This window comes from Streptomyces sp. NPDC127129 (assembly GCF_042671585.1).
GTDB lineage: Bacteria > Actinomycetota > Actinomycetes > Streptomycetales > Streptomycetaceae > Streptomyces.
Window position 1 is genome coordinate 298,756 of sequence record NZ_JBHXTV010000003.1, and the last position, 20,027, is coordinate 318,782.

General features: G+C 71.8%; 20 protein-coding genes. 5 read left to right on the forward strand and 15 right to left on the reverse strand.

Annotation, left to right across the window (positions count from 1 at the left end; translation table 11 throughout):
• Positions 1 to 175: 175 nt before the first annotated feature.
• The 10 genes from ACFVGW_RS07500 to hisD all read right to left on the reverse strand — a co-directional run bounded on the left by ACFVGW_RS07500 (position 176) and on the right by hisD (position 7,883).
• Positions 176 to 1,426 (reverse strand): MFS transporter, encoded by a 1,251-nt coding sequence (locus ACFVGW_RS07500; RefSeq protein ID WP_385851190.1) that lies wholly within the window; start codon positions 1,424 to 1,426, stop codon positions 176 to 178.
• Positions 1,423 to 2,010: a helix-turn-helix domain-containing protein gene (locus ACFVGW_RS07505; RefSeq protein WP_385851191.1), complete on the reverse strand. Its 588-nt coding sequence runs from the start codon at positions 2,008 to 2,010 to the stop codon at positions 1,423 to 1,425. Before ACFVGW_RS07505 ends, ACFVGW_RS07500 begins: the two co-directional genes overlap by 4 nt.
• A gap of 124 nt (positions 2,011 to 2,134) precedes the next feature.
• Positions 2,135 to 2,890: an imidazole glycerol phosphate synthase subunit HisF gene (gene hisF / locus ACFVGW_RS07510; RefSeq protein ID WP_352190536.1), complete on the reverse strand. Its 756-nt coding sequence runs from the start codon at positions 2,888 to 2,890 to the stop codon at positions 2,135 to 2,137.
• Complete coding sequence (locus tag ACFVGW_RS07515; protein ID WP_385851192.1) at positions 2,887 to 3,285, reverse strand: RidA family protein; 399 nt, start codon at positions 3,283 to 3,285, stop codon at positions 2,887 to 2,889. The genes hisF and ACFVGW_RS07515 overlap by 4 nt, the downstream gene beginning before the upstream one ends.
• Positions 3,282 to 4,019 carry a bifunctional 1-(5-phosphoribosyl)-5-((5-phosphoribosylamino)methylideneamino)imidazole-4-carboxamide isomerase/phosphoribosylanthranilate isomerase PriA gene (gene priA / locus ACFVGW_RS07520; protein ID WP_383292810.1) on the reverse strand — a complete coding sequence of 246 codons (738 nt, stop codon included), beginning with the start codon at positions 4,017 to 4,019 and terminating at the stop codon, positions 3,282 to 3,284. The genes ACFVGW_RS07515 and priA overlap by 4 nt, the downstream gene beginning before the upstream one ends.
• A 2-nt stretch (positions 4,020 to 4,021) precedes the next feature.
• Positions 4,022 to 4,672: an imidazole glycerol phosphate synthase subunit HisH gene (gene hisH, locus ACFVGW_RS07525; protein WP_385851193.1), complete on the reverse strand. Its 651-nt coding sequence runs from the start codon at positions 4,670 to 4,672 to the stop codon at positions 4,022 to 4,024.
• A complete protein-coding gene (locus ACFVGW_RS07530) occupies positions 4,669 to 4,836 on the reverse strand; it encodes a hypothetical protein (protein ID WP_175439076.1) in 168 nt (55 codons plus the stop codon). Before ACFVGW_RS07530 ends, hisH begins: the two co-directional genes overlap by 4 nt.
• A 4-nt stretch (positions 4,837 to 4,840) precedes the next feature.
• Entirely contained in the window at positions 4,841 to 5,434 is a 594-nt protein-coding gene (gene hisB, locus ACFVGW_RS07535; protein ID WP_158986436.1) for an imidazoleglycerol-phosphate dehydratase HisB, read from the reverse strand.
• Entirely contained in the window at positions 5,431 to 6,561 is a 1,131-nt protein-coding gene (locus ACFVGW_RS07540) for a histidinol-phosphate transaminase (RefSeq protein ID WP_383221308.1), read from the reverse strand. The genes hisB and ACFVGW_RS07540 overlap by 4 nt, the downstream gene beginning before the upstream one ends.
• On the reverse strand, positions 6,558 to 7,883 hold the full coding sequence (gene hisD, locus ACFVGW_RS07545; protein ID WP_383221309.1) for a histidinol dehydrogenase: 1,326 nt from the start codon (positions 7,881 to 7,883) through the stop codon (positions 6,558 to 6,560). Before hisD ends, ACFVGW_RS07540 begins: the two co-directional genes overlap by 4 nt.
• Positions 7,884 to 8,057: 174 nt before the next feature.
• Between hisD and ACFVGW_RS07550 the strand changes: the two genes are divergently transcribed.
• The 4 genes from ACFVGW_RS07550 (at position 8,058) to ybaK (ending at position 12,089) form a co-directional block, all read left to right on the forward strand.
• Positions 8,058 to 9,659 (forward strand): oxidoreductase, encoded by a 1,602-nt coding sequence (locus ACFVGW_RS07550; RefSeq protein WP_385851194.1) that lies wholly within the window; start codon positions 8,058 to 8,060, stop codon positions 9,657 to 9,659.
• A gap of 139 nt (positions 9,660 to 9,798) precedes the next feature.
• Positions 9,799 to 10,836 carry a hypothetical protein gene (locus ACFVGW_RS07555; RefSeq protein ID WP_385851195.1) on the forward strand — a complete coding sequence of 346 codons (1,038 nt, stop codon included), beginning with the start codon at positions 9,799 to 9,801 and terminating at the stop codon, positions 10,834 to 10,836.
• 5 nt (positions 10,837 to 10,841) lie between these two features.
• Entirely contained in the window at positions 10,842 to 11,579 is a 738-nt protein-coding gene (locus ACFVGW_RS07560) for an LON peptidase substrate-binding domain-containing protein (RefSeq protein WP_385851196.1), read from the forward strand.
• A gap of 12 nt (positions 11,580 to 11,591) precedes the next feature.
• Positions 11,592 to 12,089, forward strand: a complete 498-nt coding sequence (gene ybaK / locus ACFVGW_RS07565) for a Cys-tRNA(Pro) deacylase (protein ID WP_385851197.1) — start codon at positions 11,592 to 11,594, stop codon at positions 12,087 to 12,089.
• A gap of 31 nt (positions 12,090 to 12,120) precedes the next feature.
• Here the strand turns inward: ybaK and ACFVGW_RS07570 are convergent, their stop codons facing one another.
• The 4 genes from ACFVGW_RS07570 to ACFVGW_RS07585 form a co-directional block, all read right to left on the reverse strand.
• Complete coding sequence (locus ACFVGW_RS07570; protein ID WP_383221314.1) at positions 12,121 to 12,741, reverse strand: DUF2567 domain-containing protein; 621 nt, start codon at positions 12,739 to 12,741, stop codon at positions 12,121 to 12,123.
• A 34-nt stretch (positions 12,742 to 12,775) separates the two neighbouring features.
• On the reverse strand, positions 12,776 to 13,552 hold the full coding sequence (locus ACFVGW_RS07575) for an ABC transporter permease (protein ID WP_385851313.1): 777 nt from the start codon (positions 13,550 to 13,552) through the stop codon (positions 12,776 to 12,778).
• 127 nt (positions 13,553 to 13,679) lie between these two features.
• Positions 13,680 to 14,645: an ABC transporter ATP-binding protein gene (locus ACFVGW_RS07580; protein ID WP_385851314.1), complete on the reverse strand. Its 966-nt coding sequence runs from the start codon at positions 14,643 to 14,645 to the stop codon at positions 13,680 to 13,682.
• 43 nt (positions 14,646 to 14,688) lie between these two features.
• Positions 14,689 to 15,969 carry an NYN domain-containing protein gene (locus ACFVGW_RS07585; protein WP_385851198.1) on the reverse strand — a complete coding sequence of 427 codons (1,281 nt, stop codon included), beginning with the start codon at positions 15,967 to 15,969 and terminating at the stop codon, positions 14,689 to 14,691.
• Between the two features lie 226 nt (positions 15,970 to 16,195).
• On the opposite strand from ACFVGW_RS07585, the gene ACFVGW_RS07590 reads away from it, so the two are divergent.
• The gene (locus tag ACFVGW_RS07590; protein ID WP_352190524.1) at positions 16,196 to 16,366 is read left to right on the forward strand and encodes a hypothetical protein; all 171 of its coding nucleotides are present in this window, start codon (positions 16,196 to 16,198) and stop codon (positions 16,364 to 16,366) included.
• 90 nt (positions 16,367 to 16,456) lie between these two features.
• Here the strand turns inward: ACFVGW_RS07590 and dnaE are convergent, their stop codons facing one another.
• A complete protein-coding gene (gene dnaE / locus ACFVGW_RS07595) occupies positions 16,457 to 19,996 on the reverse strand; it encodes a DNA polymerase III subunit alpha (protein WP_383221319.1) in 3,540 nt (1,179 codons plus the stop codon).
• Between the last annotated feature and the right edge of the window lie 31 nt (positions 19,997 to 20,027).

A 20,027-nucleotide genomic window follows, 5' to 3' on the forward strand; every position in this document is an offset into this window, starting at 1 on the left:
AGCCCACTGCAGCCCGAGCGCCAGGCCCGTGCAGCCCGAGCGCCAAGCCCGTGCCCCCGGGGCGCCAAGCCCGTGCGGCCGGGACGCCGAGCCCAGTGCAGCCCAAGCGCCGCGCCCGTGCCGCCGGGCGCCAGGCCCGTGCCGCCGGGGCGCCAGGCCCGTGCGGCCGGGCGTTTCAGTTCTGGCTCGCCGGCCCGGGCAGTTCCGCGCGGCGCAGGGCTCTTACGGAGAGTCCGTACAGGCCGCCGAGCGCGCAGACCGCGGCGCTGGCGGTGTAGACCGGGGCGAGCCCCCACAGGCCGATCGCCGCCCCGGTGAGGGGGAAGCTCAGCGGGGCGACGCCGAGGCTGAAGAAGCTGGAGACGGCTGTCACCCGCCCGAGGTACGCGGGGTCGCACTGCGTCTGGGTGAGCGCGCCGCAGAGCGCGCCGCTGAGGCCCGCGAGCAGGCCGACGGAGACGGACACGGCGACGGCGACGGGCAGCCGCGGTACGTGGGCGAGGGCGCCGATCGAGACCGCGCCGAGTGTGATCGTCCAGGCCATGACGGCACCCGCCCGGGGTATGCGGCCCCGTACGGTCAGCAGAAGCGAGGCGGCACCGGCGCCGACGCCGAATCCGGCGAGGACCCAGCCGATGCCGGCGGCGCCCCAGCCGCGCTCGTCCGCGAGGAGTGCGAGGCCGACGTTGAGGGGGCCGACGAAGCCGAGGTCGCTGAGCGCGACGACGATCATCAGCGGGCCGAGGACGCGGTGCCGGCGGATGTAGCGCAGCCCGTCGGCGAGGTCGCGCAGGGCGGTGCCGTCGCGGGCGGGCTCGTCGCCGGGCAGCGGGGCGATCCGGAGCTTCAGGAGCAGGGGCAGGGAGAACGCGAAGAGGAGACCCGCGGCTCCGAAGGCGGCCGCCGGTCCGCCGAGGGCGACGGCGAGGCCGCCGAGCGGCGCGCCGAGGACGAGCCCGCCGCGGTAGGCGAGGCCGCGCATGCCCTGGACGCGGGCGAGCTCCTCGCGTGGCGCGATCCGCGACGGCAGCGCGCCGACAGCGGGCAGGAAGAGTGCGTCGACGGCGCCGAAGACGAGGGCCACGGCGGCGAGCACCCAGAGGGCCGGGCTCGTGAGGAGCACGAGGGCGGCCACGCCGAGGACGACGAGGCAGCGGACGGTGTCGGAGAGGACGACGACCCGGCGCGGCCCGAAGCGGTCGGCGATCACTCCGCCGCCGAGCATGAGCAGGGCTCGCGGCACGGCGCTGACGGCCATGACGAGTCCGGCCTCGGCGGGGGTTCCGCCGCGTACGGCGGACCAGGAGAGGGCGAGGTGGTAGAGGCTGTCGCCGAGGGTGGAGGCGGTGTAGGCGCCGAGCCAGCGCAGGACGTTCGGGTCGCGGTGGGCGGGCCGGGCGTCCGGGACCGCGGTGAGCGCCGTCATGAGCGGTAGGGAAAGCCGTGGAGGTGGATGGCCACGTTCTCGCGGCCTTCGGTGTCGCCGGCCCGCTCGGCGGCGCGGGCGGCCTGGTCGTACTTCTTGAGCAGCGCGTCGAGCTCCTCGCCGAGCGCGGAAAGTTCGGCCGCGGTCAGACGGGGCAGCCACTCGGCGCTGACGGCGGCCGAGCGCCACTCGTCGGACCAGGTGAGCCGCTCGTCGAGGAAGCGGCGGTGGAGTGCGTCCCGCTGCTCGTTGATCGTGCGCCCCAGGGCGTCGCTCGCGGCGACCAGCTCGGGGCTGTTCCGCACGTCCTCGTCGCGGATGGAGACCCCGTACGAACTGGGCTGCCACCAGCGTTCGCGACCGTCGGCGGAGTGTCCCGGCGCCTCCTCGATGAGGTCGTGCTCGGCCAGTTTGCGCAGGTGGTAGCTGACGAGGGAGACCGCCTCGTCGACCTGGTCGGCGAGTTGGGAGGCGGTGGCGGTGCGGGCGACGAAGAGGGCGCGGTAGAGCCGCATCCTCAGCGGGTGCGAGAGGGCTTTGAGGGTGCCCACGTCGGTGATCCGGCGGTTCTCCTGCGAGGTCATGTCCACGACCGTAGATGCGAAAGAAATTTTGCACAACTGAAATTGCACAAATAATCCTGCACATCTTGGCGCAAGAAAGGCCCCCTTCCGGGGGCCTTCCTGGAACCGCTCCTGGAAACGCTGCTCAGCGGACCGCGTGGCCCGCGTCCCGCAGCGCGCCCTTGACCTCGGAGATCCGCAGGTCGCCGAAGTGGAACACCGAGGCGGCCAGCACCGCGTCCGCGCCCGCCTCGATCGCCGGCGGGAAGTCGGACAGCCTGCCCGCTCCCCCGCTCGCGATCACCGGCACGGTCACGTGCCTGCGCACGGCCGCGATCATCTCGGTGTCGTAGCCGTCCTTCGTGCCGTCCGCGTCCATCGAGTTGAGCAGGATCTCGCCCGCGCCCAGTTCGGCGGCCCGGTGCGCCCACTCGACGGCGTCGATGCCGGTGCCCTTGCGGCCGCCGTGCGTCGTCACCTCGAACGACCCGGAGGCCGTACGCCGGGCGTCCACGGAGAGGACGAGCACCTGGCGGCCGAAGCGCTCCGCGATCTCGCGGATCAGCTCGGGCCGGGCGATGGCGGCCGTGTTCACGCCCACCTTGTCGGCACCGGCGCGCAGCAGCTTGTCGACGTCCTCCGCCGCACGCACCCCGCCGCCCACGGTCAGCGGGATGAAGACCTGCTCGGCGGTGCGGCGCACCACGTCGTAGGTCGTCTCCCGGTTGCCGGAGGAGGCGGTGATGTCGAGGAAGGTCAGCTCGTCGGCGCCCTCGGCGTCGTACAGCTTCGCCATCTCGACAGGGTCGCCCGCGTCGCGCAGGTTCTGGAAGTTGACGCCCTTCACGACGCGGCCGTTGTCCACGTCCAGGCAGGGGATCACCCGTACGGCGAGGCTCATTCCGCACCACTCCGGTAGGCCTCGACCTCGACCTCGACGACCAGGCTCGGATCGACGAAGCCGGAGACGATGATCATCGAAGCGGCCGGGCGGACGGCGTCGAACAGCTCCTTGTGGGCGCGGCCGACCTCCTCGACGTCCCGCGCGTGCGTGATGTACATCCGGGTCCGTACGACGTCCTCCGGGCCCAGACCGAGCTTCTTGAGCGCGTCGAAGGCCACGTTGAAGGAGTTGATCGCCTGCTCGTACGGGCCTCCGCCGGCGATCTGGCCGCCGACCACCGACGTACAGCCGGCGACGAGGACCAGGCCGTTCGGCAGCTCCACCGCGCGGGAGTAGCCGAACTGCTCCTCCCAGGGAGCGCCGGTGACGACCTTCTTCACGCCGCCGCTCATACGGAAGCCACCGCCTCCAGCGCCTCCTCCAGGGTGAACGCCTCGGCGTACAGCGCCTTGCCGACGATCGCGCCCTCGACGCCCAGCGGGACGAGCCCGGACAGGGCGCGCAGGTCGTCCAGGGACGACACGCCGCCGGAGGCGACGACGGGCTTGTCGGTGGCGGCGCAGACGTTCTTCAGGAGCTCCAGGTTCGGGCCCTGGAGCGTGCCGTCCTTGGCGATGTCGGTGACGACGTAGCGGGAGCAGCCCTCGGAGTCGAGGCGGGCGAGCGTCTCGTACAGGTCGCCGCCGTCACGGGTCCAGCCACGTCCGCGCAGGGTCGTGCCGCGCACGTCGAGGCCGACGGCGATCTTGTCGCCGTGCTCGGCGATGACCTTGGCGACCCACTCGGGGGTCTCCAGGGCGGCGGTGCCCAGGTTGACGCGGGTGCAGCCGGTGGCGAGGGCGGCGGCGAGCGAGGCGTCGTCGCGGATGCCGCCGGAGAGCTCGACCTTGATGTCCATGGCCTTGGCGACCTCGGCGATCAGCTCGCGGTTGTCGCCGGTGCCGAAGGCGGCGTCCAGGTCGACCAGGTGCAGCCACTCGGCGCCGGAGCGCTGCCAGGCGAGGGCGGCCTCCAGCGGGGAGCCGTAGGAGGTCTCCGTACCGGACTCCCCGTGCACGAGGCGGACGGCCTGGCCGTCACGGACGTCGACGGCGGGGAGGAGTTCGAGCACGCTGTCAGAAGACACAGTCACAGGGTTCCGATCCAGTTGGTGAGCAGCTGCGCTCCGGCGTCGCCGGACTTCTCGGGGTGGAACTGGGTCGCCCACAGGGCGCCGTTCTCGACGGCCGCGACGAACGGCTCGCCGTGGGTGGCCCAGGTGACCTTCGGGGCGCGGATGTTCGGGTTGCCGACTTCCAGGGTCCACTCCCGCACTCCGTAGGAGTGCACGAAGTAGAACCGGGCGTCGGCGCCGAGGCCCGCGAACAGCTCGCTGTCCTCGGGCGCGTCGACGGTGTTCCAGCCCATGTGGGGCACGACCGGAGCCTTGAGCGGCTCGACCGTACCGGGCCACTCGTCGAGACCCTCGGTCTCCACGCCGTGCTCGATGCCCCGGGCGAAGAGGATCTGCATGCCGACGCAGATGCCCATGACGGGGCGGCCGCCGGAGAGTCGGCGGTCGATGACCCACTCGCCGCGGGCCTCCTTGAGGCCCTTCATGCAGGCGGAGAAGGCGCCGACGCCGGGGACGAGGAGTCCGTCGGCGTTCATGGCCCTGTCGTAGTCGCGGGTGATCTCGACGTCGGCGCCGACATGGGCGAGGGCCCGCTCGGCGGAGCGGACGTTGCCGAAGCCGTAGTCGAAGACGACGACCTTCTTGGGAGAACTCGCAGTGCTCATTCCCAGATCCCCTGAATCCGGAGGACACCCGCGACCAGGCACATCGCGGAGGCGACGGCGAGGAGGACGATCACGCCCTTGGGCAGCTCCTGCTTGGAGAAGGAGTACACACCGCCGGCGAGGAAGAGACCGACGACGATGAGGATGGTGGAGAGGCCGGTCATGGAGTTAGAGCGCGCCCTTCGTGGAAGGCAGGATGCCGGCCGCGCGCGGGTCGCGCTCGGAGGCGTAGCGCAGGGCCCGGGCCAGCGCCTTGAACTGGCACTCCACGATGTGGTGGGCGTTGCGCCCGTACGGCACGTGGATGTGGAGCGCGATCTGCGCCTGCGCGACGAAGGACTCGAAGATGTGACGGGTCATGGTCGTGTCGTAGGACCCGATCATCGGCGCCATGTTCTCGGGCTCGGTGTGCACCAGGTACGGACGGCCGGAGAGGTCGACGGTCACCTGGGCGAGCGACTCGTCCAGCGGGACGGTGCAGTTGCCGAAGCGGTAGATGCCGACCTTGTCGCCGAGCGCCTGCTTGAAGGCGGCGCCGAGGGCGAGGGCGGTGTCCTCGATGGTGTGGTGCGAGTCGATGTGCAGGTCGCCGTCGGTCTTGACGGTGAGGTCGAAGAGCCCGTGGCGGCCGAGCTGGTCGAGCATGTGGTCGTAGAACCCGACGCCGGTGGCGACATCGACCTTGCCGGTGCCGTCGAGGTCGATCTCGACGACGACGGAGGTCTCCTTGGTGGTGCGCTCGACTCTGCCAACGCGGCTCATGAGCTCTGCTCCTTCTTCAGTGCGCGAACCGCATCGAGGAACGCGTCATTCTCTTCGGGGGTGCCTGCGGTGACCCGCAGCCAGCCCGGTACGCCGTTGTCCCGGACCAGGACACCCCGGTCGAGGATCTTCGCCCAGGCCTCGTGGGAGCCCTCGGCTCCGTCGAAGTGTCCGAACTGGACGAAGTTGGCGTCGGACTCGGTGACCTCGTAGCCGATCGCCCGCAGCTCGGTGACGAGGCGGTCCCGCTCGGTCTTGAGCTGCTCGACGTACCCGAGGAGCGTATCGGTGTGCTCCAGGGCGGCGAGGGCGGTGGCCTGGGTGACGGCGGAGAGGTGGTACGGCAGCCGTACGAGCTGCACGGCGTCGACCACGGCCGGGTGCGCGGCGAGGTAGCCCAGGCGCAGACCGGCCGCGCCGAAGGCCTTGGACATGGTGCGGGAGACGACCAGGTTCGGCCGGCCCTCGATCAGCGGCAGGAGGGAGTCCCGGTGGCTGAACTCGACGTACGCCTCGTCGACGACGACGAGCGAGGGCTTGGCGGCCTGGGCGGCCTCGTAGAGCGCGAGGACCGTCTCGGCCCCGACCGCCGTGCCGGTGGGGTTGTTGGGCGAGGTGACGAAGACGACGTCGGGCCGGTTCTCGGCGATCGCCTTCTCGGCCGCCTCGACGTCGATGGTGAAGTCGTCGTTGCGCGGCCCCGAGATCCAGCCGGTGCCGGTGCCGCGCGCGATCAGCGCGTGCATCGAGTACGACGGCTCGAAGCCGATGGCGGTACGGCCCGGGCCGCCGAAGGTCTGCAGCAGCTGCTGGAGGACCTCGTTGGAGCCGTTGGCGGCCCAGACGTTCTCGACGGCGACGGGGTGCTTTCCGGTACGGGTGAGGTAGCGGGCGAGCTCGGTGCGCAGCTCGATCGCGTCCCGGTCGGGGTAGCGGTTGAGGCCGCGGGCGGCTTCGGCGACCCGTTCCGCGATCCGGGCCACGAGGGGCTCGGGCAGCGGGTACGGGTTCTCGTTGGTGTTCAGCTGGACGGGGACGTCGAGCTGGGGCGCGCCGTAGGGGGACTTGCCCTTCAGCTCGTCGCGGATCGGGAGGTCGTCGATCCGGATGGTGTCGTTCGCGGTCACTTGCTCTCTGGCACCTTCCAACCGAAACGGGCCTTGAGCGCGGCACCGTGCGCGGGCAGGTCCTCGGCCTCGGCGAGGGTGACCACGTGGTGGGTGACCTCGGCGAGGGCGTCCCGGGTGTAGTCGACGATGTGGACGCCGCGCAGGAAGGACTGCACGGACAGGCCCGAGGAGTGGCAGGCGCACCCGCCGGTGGGCAGTACGTGGTTGGAGCCGGCGCAGTAGTCGCCGAGGGAGACCGGGGCCCAGGGGCCGACGAAGATCGCGCCCGCGTTGCGGACCCGCTCGGCGCGGGCGGCGGCGTCGGCGGTCTGGATCTCCAGGTGCTCGGCGCCGTACGCGTCGACGACCTTGAGGCCGTCCTCCAGGTCGCCGACGAGGACGATCGCGGACTGCTTTCCGGCCAGGGCCGGGACGATCCGGTCGTCGATGTGCTTGGTGGCGGCGACCTGGGTCTTCAGCTCGGCCTCGGTGGCCTCGGCCAGCTCCTCGGAGTCGGTGACGAGGACGGCGGCGGCCATCGGGTCGTGCTCGGCCTGGCTGATCAGGTCGGCGGCGACGTGCACGGGGTCGGCGGTGGAGTCCGCGAGGATCGCGATCTCGGTCGGGCCGGCCTCGGCGTCGATGCCGATGCGGCCGGTGAAGTACCGCTTGGCCGCGGCGACCCAGATGTTGCCGGGGCCGGTGACCATGTTGGCGGGGGCGCAGGACTCGGTGCCGTACGCGAACATCGCGACGGCCTGGGCGCCTCCGGCGGCGTACACCTCGTCGACGCCGAGCAGGGCGCACGCGGCGAGGATCGTCGGGTGCGGCAGCCCGCCGAACTCCTTCTGCGGCGGCGACGCGAGCGCGACGGACTCGACGCCCGCCTCCTGCGCCGGGACGATGTTCATGATCACGGAGGAGGGGTAGACGGAGCGGCCGCCGGGCGCGTAGAGGCCGACGCGCTGGACCGGGATCCACTTCTCGGTGACGGTGCCGCCGGGCACGACCTGGGTGGTGTGCGTCGAGCGGCGCTGGGCGCGGTGGACGATCCTCGTGCGCCGGATGGACTCCTCGAGGGCCGCGCGGACGGCCGGGTCGAGCTGCTCCAGGGCCTCGGCGAGCGCCTCGGCCGGCACGCGGACGTGCTCCAGCTTCACACCGTCGAACTTCTCCGCGTACTCGACCAGCGCCGCATCGCCACGATGATGGACGTCCTCGCAGATGGGCCGCACCTTCTCCAGGGCGGCTTCCACGTCGAACTCGGCACGGGGCAGCAGGTCGCGCAGTGCGCCACCCTCGGGGAGGGCGTCGCCGCGCAGGTCGATACGAGAGATCACGGGTCAATTCTCGCAGACGCCCCACAAGCGCCGGACGTCCGTATCACTGGCTGATACGAGCCACATTGGCGTCTTGTCGCCACAGCTGACCGTTAGCGTTCAGTCCGTCACTCAGCGGGAAGAACGGCTGTACGAATCCAGGGAAGCGGGTTCGTGGAAAGCGAGGGGGCGGCAGTGACCGAGCCGCACGAGGACGGAATGCCGGACGGTCTGACGGGCCCGGAGCGGGCCATGTGGCGGGCTTTCCGGATCGGCAGGAGCTGTGATCTGAGCGAGGGGGACGCGGCACGGGACGACCCGTTCGGGGCGGAGGCGTGGGGCGAGCAGCGCAGTGTGCGCGCCGAGGTGGTGGCGCTGCTGCTGCTCGACGGCCCGCAGGCGCGCGCCGGACGGGTCGCCGCCCTGAAGCTGCGCGGGGTGCGGATCACCGGCGTGCTCAATCTGGCCGGCGGGACGATCGACCCGTACGTGGAGTGGAACCGCTGCCGTTTCGACCAGGAGATCGTGCTGCCGGAGGCGCGTTTCGGCACGGTCCGGATGGTGGAGTGCGCGATACCGCGCCTTGAGGCGGCGCGGCTGCACACGGAGGGGGATCTGCATCTGCCGCGCTGCCGGGTGCAGCGGGGGATCCGGCTGACGGACGCCCAGATAGGCACCGATCTGCTGATCAACCAGATCCAGGTGTGGCCGGACCGGCGCGGCCGGGCGATCACCGCCGACGGGCTGGTGGTGGCGCAGGACCTCCAGGCCGAGCTGATCGAGGCGTACGGGGAGCTGAGCCTGCGCGGGGCGAAGGTGGGCGTGTCACTGAGCCTGCGGGGCAGCGTGCTGCGCGGCGCGCAGCAGCGGCGCGCGCTGAACGCTCCGCAGCTGACGGTGGAGCGCTCGCTCTATCTGAACGCGGCGTGGGTGTACGAGGGCTCGGGGAACTCGACGGCCACTCCTCCGTACGGCGTGGGGTACACCCCGGTGCGCGGCGCCCGGCGCAAGCCCGTGGAGTGCCATGGCGGGGTGCGCCTCGACGACGGGCGGTTCGGCGATGCGGTCGACCTGCACTACGCGCGGTTCATGCTGAACGGGGCGAGCCGGGAGGAGGTGTCGCTGCGCAGGATCGCCACGCCCGAGCTGCGGTTCAACGGGGAGCGCCCGGAGGAGGGGCGGGTGGTGCTCAACGGCGCCCGGGTGGTGACGCTGATCGACCTGTCCACGAGCTGGCCGGGCCCGGGGGGCCTGTCGATGAACGGTTTCGTCTACGAGAACCTCGTGCCGTACGGACACTTTCCGCTGACGCGCCGTCTGGAGTGGGTGGCGGCGGCGACCCCCGAATACGCCCCTGAGCCGTACGAACGGCTGGCGACGGTGCTGCGCAACAGCGGGGAGGACGCGGACGCCCGGGTCGTGCTGCTCGCCAAGCAGCGGCGGCGCCGGGAGACGCTGCCGGTGGCCGGGAAGCTCTGGGGCTACCTCCAGGACTGGACGGTGGCGTACGGCTACCGGCCGGGCCGGGCGGCGCTGTGGATGGCGGTGCTCTGGGCGGCGGGGGCGCTGGCGTTCTCGCGCTACGACCCGGTGCCGCTGAAGGCGGAGGAGTCGCCCAACTGGAACGCCACGCTGTACGCGCTGGATCTGCTGCTGCCGGTGATCAATCTCGGCCAGGACGGCTACTGGCGGCTGGAGGGCCTGTGGCAGTGGGCCGCGACGGCGCTCATCCTGCTCGGCTGGGTGCTGGCGACGACGGTGGCGGCGGGGGCGTCGAGGCTGTTGCGACGAGGGTGACGGGTGGGGCGTGGGGGGCGGATTGTGCCGACTCCCACCCCTTTCTTTACGCTGTCTTGACCTCCCGCAGGACAACTTTCCCGCCGCTACCAAAGCTTCACAGTCCCCCACTGGCGCCGCCCCCACCTGCGGTTTTTGAATGGTCCGCACGATGTCTCTGCTCCGCGCCCTGATCGGCACCGCCCGGATGGTCCTGCTTGCACCGCGGCTCGACGCCGCGCTGCCGCCGGACGACGACGTGCTGCTCGACGCGCCGGACGACAGGCTCGCCCCGGCCCTGGTGGCGGCGGCGCTCGCCGACCCCGAACCCGCCGCGAAGCTGCTGGCGACGACCCGGGACGCGGCCGAGTGGGAGAAGCGCGACCGGTACGTGGCGCGGCTCGCCACCTTCGCGTACAGCCGTGACGAGTGGCTGGCCCACTGGCTGGCCGTCTCTCCCCGCGACCCGGACGCGCTGCTCGTCAAGGCGGAGCTGGCGGTGCGCAGGGCCTGGGAGTCGCCGGCCCGCTCCGAGCGGCTGCGCGAGCTCGGACCGCTGATCGACGCGGCCGCCGAGGCCTCGCCGCGCGACCCGGTGCCCTGGCGGCTCGCCCTGGACCACGCGCGGGGCACCCATGCCGGGCACACGGCCTTCGAGGCGCTGTGGGAGCAGGCCGTGCGCCGCTCCCCGCACCACTACGGCTGCCATGTCGCCGCGCTGCGCTATCTGTCGGCCCAGTGGTACGGCTCGCACCACGAGTGCTTCGACTTCGCGGAGCAGGCCGCCGAGGACGCTCCGCCGGGCACCCTGGCCCGGGCGCTCCCGGTCAACGCCGCCTTCGCCCAGCTCCTCGCCGACCCGTTCCCCCTCCACGGTCACCGGATCGACGCCGCGGCGGACCGGGGCATCGCGCTGTCGGCAGAGTTCCCCGATGGGGATCCGTGGGCGGCCGAGGTCCGCAACCTGCTGGTGTACGTGCTGGTCAGGCGGGGGCGCTGGGCGGACGCGCTGGAGGAGTTCCGCAAGATCGGCCCGTACGCGACGACGTTTCCGTGGGGGCTGGTCGAGGACGATCCGCTCGCGGCCTTCCTGGAGACGAGGGACCTGGTGCGGGCCGAGGCGGGCCGCGCGGGGGCACCGCGCGGAACCGGAGCCGGACGGGCCGGACGGGGTGTGCCCGACGGCCATTACTCTTGACCGCTGTGACCACCGCCAGCCTGCCTCTCTTTCCGCTCAACGCGGTGCTGTTCCCGGGCCTCGTGCTGCCCCTGAACGTGTTCGAGGAGCGGTATCGCGCCATGATGCGCGAGCTGCTCAAGACCGACGAGTCGGAACCGCGCCGGTTCGCCGTCGTCGCGATCCGCGACGGCCGTGAGGTCGCGCCGACGGCGCCGGGGTTGCCGGACCAGACGGCGCTGCCGGAGAAGGGGCCCGCCGCGGGCTTCGGCCCCGACCCGATCCAGGCGTTCCACCGGGTGGGCTGCATCGCCGACGCGGCGACGATCCGGGAGCGGTCGAACGGCAGCTTCGAGGTGATGGCGACGGGGACGACCCGGGTGAAGCTGCTGTCGGTGGACGCGACCGGACCGTTCCTTACGGCCGAGGTCGAGGAGATCCCGGAGGAGCAGGGCGACGAGGCGGGCACGCTCGCGGAGGGTGTGCTGCGGGCGTTCCGGAGCTACCAGAAGCGGCTGGCGGGGGCGCGGGAGCGGTCGCTGACGACGAGCGAGCTGCCGGACGACCCGTCGGTGGTGTCGTACCTGGTCGCGGCGGCCGCGGTGCTCGACATCCCGGCGAAGCAGCGACTGCTGCAGGCACCGGACACGGCGACGCGGCTGAGGGAGGAGCTGACGCTGCTCCGGTCGGAGACGGCCGTGCTGCGGCATCTGCCGTCGCTTCCGGCGGTGGAGCTGACCCGGGCGCCGACGAGCCCGAACTGACGGAGGAGCGCGGTGGCGAAGAAGCAGAAGAAGCAGACGGGCGGCACGCCGGCGACGGTGGCCCTGACGACGGCCGGCGTGCCGTTCACCGTCCACTCCTACGACCACGACCCGGCGTCGCCCTCGTACGGCGAGGAGGCTGCGGAGGCGCTCGGTGTCTCGCCCGACCGGGTCTTCAAGACGCTGGTCGCGGACGTCGACGGCGAACTGACGGTGGCCGTCGTCCCCGTCGCCGGCCAGCTGGACCTGAAGGCCCTGGCCACGGCGGTCGGCGGCAAACGCGCGGCGATGGCGGACCCTGCCCTGGCGGAACGCACGACGGGCTACGTCCGCGGCGGCATCTCCCCGCTGGGCCAGCGCAAGCGCCTGCGCACGGTCCTGGACGCCTCGGCCTCGGCGCACGCCACGATCTGCGTCTCGGCGGGCCGCCGGGGCCTGGAGGTCGAACTCGCCCCCCAGGCCCTGACCACGCTCACCACGGCCGTTCTCGCCCCCATCGGCCGCGCGTAGCCGCAGGGCCGGGCCCCCGGGCCCGGGCGGGTCAGGACTGCTCGGGCCAGTCCGGTTCCGGGTCCCTCGGGCCGAAGAGCGCCGTCAGGGACAGGTGGACGATCATCGCCGCGAGCGGCCACGCCAGCATCGCCCCCGCCCACATCTCCAGCTTCAGCGGCGCGTCGAACTGCACGCCCGCCCCCACCTCGCGCGCGTGCGCGACCACGTCGTGCGTCGGTCCCAGGGCCGTGCCCACGCCCCAGCCGAGCAGCGAACCGAGCACCCCGCCCGCCGCCAGCGCGAGCACCAGCGCCACACCGCCGTGCCGGTGGAACAGGAAGACGAGCGCCGCCGCCACCGCCCCGAACCCGAGCGCCAGCAGGACGAACGTTCCGTCCGCCCCGACCGCCGACTCGCCCTCGCTGTTGCGCAGGAACACCGCCTTGCCGTCCGAGATCAGCGGAACGCGCGGCGCCAGCCACAGCCACAGCAGCCCCAGCGCCGCCCCGGCGACCGCCGAGACCGCGGCCACCACGGCGGCCTGCCGGAGCTCCTTGGCCACGCTCGGGGCACCGTCCCCCGAGGGCGACGGCGGATGGTGCGCCGGCCAGCCGTGCGGCGGCACGGCATCGTTCGGCGGCTGGTGAGGCGGTGTCAGAGGTGCGGTCACACCGCCATCGTGCCAGGTACGGGAGCGGCCCGCCTCAGCGGACCGCCGCCCGCCGGTACGCCCAGGTCGCCACCGCGAGCGAGACCACCCCGACCGCCCCGCACACCGCGAGGTCGAGCCCGACCGCCGCCCAGTCCGGGTGCGCGTCGAACGTACGGGCCAGCGCCTCCACGCCGTACGTCGACGGCAGCAGGTCCCGCGCCCAGCCGATCGGGCCGGGCAGCCGCTCCGCCGGCAGCACGCCGAGCAGCAGCGCGGCCGACATGCCCAGCTGACCGAGGAGCGTCGCGAACTCCTGACGCGGCGCGAGCAGCCCGAGCGCCGCCCCGAGACCGGCCAGCGCGGCCCCCGCCAGCGGCACGACCGCCGCGAGGATCCACAGATGACCGAGCGGCAGTCCGAAGAGCAGTGAGCCGATGACCGCGGTCACCACGGTCCCCGGCACCGTGAAGGAGGCGTACGCCCCCGCCGCTCCGAGCACGACCGCGGCGGGCGGCACCGGCAGCGTGGCGTAGTGGTCGAGGCCGCCGGTCGCCCGCAGCTGCCCGAAGTACTGGGCGAGGAGGTTGAGCGCGACGAACGCGACCACGAGCACCGACGAGCCCGCCACGACGGCGCGCGCCTCCGACCCGCCGTCGACGACCCCCCGCATCAGGACCATGATCCCGACGGACTGGAACGTGGCCACGAAGAGCAGGGGTATCCGGGAGACCCGGGCACGCGAGAGCTGTGCGCGGTACACGGCGGCGAGGGCGGGCAGCAGCCGGGCACGCGGCGCCAGCGGCGCGGCGGCCGGGTTCCCGGCCGGCACGCCGGCGGACCGGGCCGCCGAGCCTTCGGCCGACGCCGGTCCCGACGCCGGTCCTGACGCCGGTCCTGACGCCGGTCCTGACGCCGACGCGGCCTGGGCGGGCACGATACTCACTCCGTACAGCTCCTCACGCCTTGACCAGCCCCTGCGTCTCGCCGCCCAGCGCCAGATACACGTCCTCCAGGCTCGGCGTGGCCAGTGTGAAGTCGTCCAGGGCCGCGAACGCCGCCCCGCCCGTCACGGCCGCCACCGTCGCCCGCGCCTCGTCCGGGGCGAGCCGGAACGTCCAGCGCCGGCCCGACTCCTGGGCGAGTCCGCGCAGCGCGGCGACCTCGGGCACGTCCAGCGGGGCGTGCTCGCGCCACACCAGATCGACCCGGATCTCGCCCGCGACGCGCTCCTTGAGCCCGGCCGGCGTGTCGCAGGCGATGACCCGGCCCCGCTCCAGGACGGCGACCCGGTCCAGTACGGTCTCGGCCTCGATCACGTTGTGGGTGACGAGCAGGACGGTGGTGCCGTGCTCGGCGCGCCGCCGGTCGACGGCGGACCAGACGGCCCGCCGGGCGATCGGGTCCATGCCGGTGGTGGGTTCGTCGAGGACCAGGACCGGCCGCTCGCCCACCAGGGCGGTCGCGACACAGGCGAGCCGCCGCTGTCCGCCCGAGAGCCTCTTCAGCGGGCGGCTGGCGAGCTCGGTGAGGCCCAGCTCCTCCAGGACGGCGTCCGTCGCGGCGCGCGCGTCCCGTGCGGTCAGCCCGCGCAGCCGCCCGGTGGTCTCGGCGGCGAGCGCGACCGTCAGCTCGTCGAGCGCGGTCGACTCCTGCCCGAGGTAGGCGAGCAGGCGCGCGGCGCGTTCCGGGTGGCGCACGAGATCGTGGCCGAGCAGCTCGACCGTTCCGGAGTCGGGGCACATCAGCCCGGTCAGCTGGCGGACCAGCGTCGACTTGCCGGCGCCGTTGGGCCCGAGCAGGCCGAAGATCTCGCCGCCGTGGACATCGAGGCTGATGCCGTCGGTGGCACGGATCTCGGGGGTCGCCGGCGTCCCCCTGCGGGCGCGCGCGGCGGGGTACGTCTTGACCAGATCCCGCACCACGCACACCGTACTCACGAGGGATGAGCCTACGGGGTCCCCCGGCCTACTCCCCCGCGGGGGCGCGTTCCGCGGCGGCCCGGACATCGATCTCGCGCCAGAACCCCGCCCGGATCGCGTACCGGTCGTGCTCGTCGATCTGGTCGTCCTTGTGCGCGAGCAGGCCGAACCTGGCCGCGTACCGGAGCAGTTCGCCGTCGATGCGGTGCGGGATCCTCGGGTACATCACGGAGAGCTTCTGGACGTGGCTCTGCTCGGGGAGCCGCTCCATCCAGCGGCGGGCGAACACCTGCCCGACCTCGAAGGGGTCGCCGCCGACGGTGGTGATGTCCTCCTCGCGGTCCGCCCAGCGCTGTTCGGCGCTGGTGAGCTGGGCGAGGGTGGGCAGGGAGGCGGTCTCGGCCGGCTCGCCGAGCGCGCCTCCGGGGCGCTCGATCCAGCCCTTGTCGGAGGACCAGCGCAGCGTGGCGTTGGTGGCCGGCGGGGCGGCGGGGCCACCGGGTCCGCGCAGCCCGGCGAGGTCCTTGGGCGTGGGGACGCCCCGGCCCGCGGCCGGCGCCGGAACGGCGGACGCCGGCCCGCCCTCGGTGTCCGGGGGCGCGGCGTCGGCGGGGGCCGACGCCCCGTTGTGCACGGAGGCGGCTTCCGCGGCCGCCGCCGCGGCGGCCCGCTCGGCAGAGGCGGCGAGCGCCGACTCGGGCAGCGGGGCGGAGAGGATGGCGGCGATCTCGGGGCGCGGGGCGGGCGGCGGCGCGCAGAGGCCGCTGAGGTCCTTGGCGCGGACGGCCCGGGTGATCCAGGCCCGGTCGAGGACGCGGCGTTCGTCGGCCTCGGCGACGAGGTCCTCGGACTGGTTGTAGTCGCCGTCGGCGGCCTGCACCGCCCAGAGGTGGACGGCGACGCCGTGCTCCTTGGCGGACATCAGGCCCGGCAGCAGATCGCCGTCGCCGGTCACCAGGACCACGTCGGAGCAGGCCCGGTTCCTGGCCAGCTCGGTGAGCTCGGCGTGCATCGCGGCGTCGACGCCCTTCTGCGCCCAGCGGCCGTCGCTGCGGGTCAGGGCGCCGAGCCGGACGGTGACCCGGGGCATCACGCGCAGCCTGCGGTGCTCCGGCTGGGGGACGCGGTCGGGTGCGCCGTCGAACCAGTAGATGCGGAGCAGGGGCTGTTCGGTGTCCGCCTCGGCCCGTTCGCGCAGGCCCTGGATGAGGGCGGCGTGATCGACGGTGATCCGGGAGCGGGCCGGTTCCCCGGCGAGAAGGCTCGCGGCGGCGCCCAGCAGATAGCCGGCGTCCACCAGAACGACGCAGCGGTCCACGTGTTCCACCCTCTTTCGGGAACCTCGGGATCGGAAGTTGCTTCGGATTTCCTTCGAGTCTGCCCGAACGTGGGGAGGTAGACCGTCGGAACTGGATCATCGGCGTGGCGAATATCACTCCGCCACCCCCCGGCACTCCCCTCACTGTCGGTAATGATCCAAAATGCGACGGTTCACCCCATGTGTGAGTCTGACAGCGGCCCTGAGCCCGAGATCCCTTTGAGGAGGCATCACCATGGCCAAGAATCGAAAGCAGAACCGCAGTCAGCAGTCCTCGCAGGCCGAGCGCGGCGCCCAGCAGGCGCAGCAGTCCTCGATGGAGTCGCAGGCCGAGCAGCGCGCCTCGCAGGTGACTCCCGGCGACATGGCCCGCAAGGGCCGGCAGAAGCGCTTCGGTCACAACTGATCGCGCGTAACCCCGGAAGGGGCGCACCCGTGACGACGGGCGCGCCCCTTCCGCGCGTGTGTCCCGGCGTCCGCGCCGGGGGTCCGGCCGTCAGCCGGCCAGGCAGGACGGGCCGAGCAGCACCTTCAGGTCGCCGAAGAGTGCGGGGTCGGGCTGGACCCGGTGCCGGTCGAGCCGCAGGACGGTCGTCGTGCGGGGGCCCTGGAGCTTGATCCGTACCTCGGTGTTGCCCTTGTGGTGCCCGAGGATCTCGCCGAGCCGGCTGATCATCGGCGGGGTGACCTTCACGGTCGGGATGGTGAGGATGACGGGCGCGTTGGTCCCGGCGTTCGACAGGTCGGGGACCATCAGCTCCATGGCGACCAGCCGGGGCACGTCCTCGCGCTTGTCGAGGCGGCCCTTGACGAAGACGACCGTGTCCTCGACGAGCTGGGTGGACACCAGCTGGTACGTGGCCGGGAAGAACATGCACTCGATGGAGCCGGCCAGGTCCTCGACGGTGGCGATGGCCCAGGCGTTGCCCTGCTTGGTCATCTTGCGCTGGAGGCCGGAGATGATGCCGCCGATGGTGACCACGGCACCGTCGGAGTGCTCGCCGCCGGTCAGCTGGGAGATCGCCGCGTCCGTCTTGTCCGAGAGGACGTGCTCGATGCCGAAGAGCGGGTGGTCGGAGACGTAGAGGCCGAGCATCTCGCGCTCCTGGGCGAGCAGGTAGGACTTCTCCCACTCCAGGTCGGAGAACTCCACGTCCAGGCCGAAGCCGGGCTCGTCGCTCGCCTCGTCGCCCATGCCGCCGAAGAGGTCGAACTGTCCCTCGGCCTCCTTGCGCTTGACCGCGACCACGTTGTCGATCATCGGCTCGTGGTGGGCGACCAGGCTCTTGCGGGTGTGGCCCATCTCGTCGAAGGCGCCGGCCTTGATCAGCGACTCGATGGTCCGCTTGTTGCAGACGACCGCCTCGACCTTGTCGAGGAAGTCGGGGAACGTGGAGTACTTCCCCTTGGCCTTGCGCGACTTGATGATCGACTCGACGACGTTGGTACCGACGTTGCGGACGGCGGAGAGGCCGAAGAGGATCACGTCGTCGCCCTGGGCGGCGAAGTTCGACTCGGACTCGTTGACGTTCGGCGGCAGGACCTTGATGCCCATGCGGCGGCACTCGTTCAGGTAGACCGCGGACTTGTCCTTGTCGTCCTTGACCGAGGTCAGCAGACCGGCCATGTACTCGGCCGGGTAGTTGGCCTTGAGGTACGCCGTCCAGTAGGAGACCAGGCCGTACGCGGCGGAGTGCGCCTTGTTGAAGGCGTAGCCGGCGAAGGGGACCAGGACGTCCCACAGGGCCTGGATCGCCTCGTCGCTGTAGCCCTTCTCCCGGGCGCCCTTCTGGAAGAGGACGAAGTTCTTCGCCAGCTCCTCGGGCTTCTTCTTGCCCATCACGCGGCGGAGGATGTCGGCCTCGCCGAGGGAGTACCCGGCGATGATCTGGGCGGCCTTCTGCACCTGCTCCTGGTAGACGATCAGGCCGTAGGTGACCGCGAGCACCTCTTCGAGCGGCTTCTCCAGCTCGGGGTGGATCGGGGTGATCTCCTGCTGCTTGTTCTTGCGCAGGGCGTAGTTCGTGTGCGAGTTCATGCCCATCGGGCCCGGCCGGTACAGGGCGGACACGGCGGAGATGTCTTCGAAGTTGTCGGGCTTCATCAGCCGCAGCAGCGAGCGCATGGGGCCGCCGTCGAACTGGAAGACGCCGAGGGTGTCGCCGCGCTGGAGCAGTTCGAAGGTCTTCGGGTCGTCCAGCGGCAGGGCCAGCAGGTCGAGGTCGAGCCCCTTGTTGGCCTTCACCATCTTGACGGCGTCGTCCATGATGGTCAGGTTCCGCAGGCCCAGGAAGTCCATCTTCAGCAGGCCGAGCGACTCGCACTGGGGATAGTCCCACTGCGTGATGGTCACGCCGTCCGTGTGCCGCACCCAGATCGGCGCGTGGTCGACGATGGGCTCGCTGGACATGATCACGCCGGCCGCGTGCACACCCATCTGCCGGACGAGGCCCTCCACGCCCTTGGCGGTGTCGATGACCTTCTTCACGTCGGGCTCGTTCTCGTACATCGCCCGGATCTCGCCCGCCTCGCTGTAGCGCGGGTGCGAGGGGTCGGTGATGCCGTTGAGGTCGATGCCCTTGCCGAGGACGTCGGCGGGCATCGCCTTGGTGAGCCGGTCGCCCATGGCGTACGGGTAGCCGAGGACACGGGCCGAGTCCTTGATGGCGTTCTTCGCCTTGATCTTGCCGTACGTGCCGATCATGGCGACCTTGTCGGAGCCGTACTTCTCCGTCACGTACCGGATCACCTCGACGCGCCGGCGCTCGTCGAAGTCGATGTCGACATCGGGCATCGAGACGCGCTCGGGGTTGAGGAAGCGCTCGAAGATCAGTCCGTGCGGGATCGGGTCGAGGTCGGTGATGCCCATGGCGTACGCGACGATCGAGCCGGCCGCGGAGCCTCGGCCGGGGCCGACGGCGATGCCCTGCTTCTTGGCCCACATGATGAAGTCGGCGACGACGAGGAAGTAGCCGGGGAAGCCCATCGAGATGATGGTGTCCATCTCGTACTCGACCTGCTTCATGCGGTCGTCCGGGATGCCGTCCGGGAAGCGGCGCGCCATGCCGCGCATGGTCTCCTCGCGGAACCAGGAGACCTCGGTGTAGCCCTCGGGGATGTCGAACTTCGGCATGAGGTTCTTCTCGACGAACATGCCGTCGGTGCTGACCTGCTCGGCGACGAGCAGCGTGTTGCGGCAGCCCTCCTGCCAGGCGTCCGAGGAGTCGACGGCGTACATCTCGTCCGTGGACTTCAGGTAGTAGCCCGTGCCGTCGAACTTGAACCGGTCCGGGTCGGAGAGGTTCTTGCCGGTCTGGATGCACAGCAGCGCGTCGTGGGCGGTCGCCTCGTGCGCGTACGTGTAGTGCGAGTCGTTGGTGACCAGCGGCGGGATGCCGAGCTTCTTGCCGATCTCCAGGAGCCCGTCGCGGACGCGCCGCTCGATCTCGATGCCGTGGTCCATCAGCTCCAGGAAGTACCGGTCCTTGCCGAAGATGTCCTGGTACTCGGAGGCGGACTTCAGGGCCTCGTCGAACTGGCCGAGGCGCAGCCGGGTCTGCAGCTCGCCGGAGGGGCAGCCGGTGGAGGCGATGAGCCCCTCGGACCACTGGGAGATGGTCTCCTTGTCCATCCGGGGCCACTTCTGGAGCCAGCCCTCGGCGTACGCGTCGGAGGAGAGCCGGAAGAGGTTGTGCAGTCCGGTGTTGTTCGCCGCCCAGATCGTCTTGTGGGTGTAACCGCCCGAACCGGAGACGTCGTCCCGCTTCTGGTGCGGCTGGCCCCACTGGATCTTCCGCTTGTTGCGCCGGGACTCCGGGGCGACGTACGCCTCGATGCCGATGATCGGCGTCACGCCGGCCTTCTTGGCCGTGTGGAAGAAGTCGTACGCCCCGTGGAGGTTGCCGTGGTCGGACATGGCGATGTGGGTCATGCCCATCTCGTTGCACGCGTCGAACATGTCCTTGAGCCGCGCGGCACCGTCCAGCAGCGAGTACTGGGTGTGTACGTGAAGGTGCGTGAAGGGCGGCTTGGTCACGACGGCATGCCTCCGATGAAATTCTGGGGGG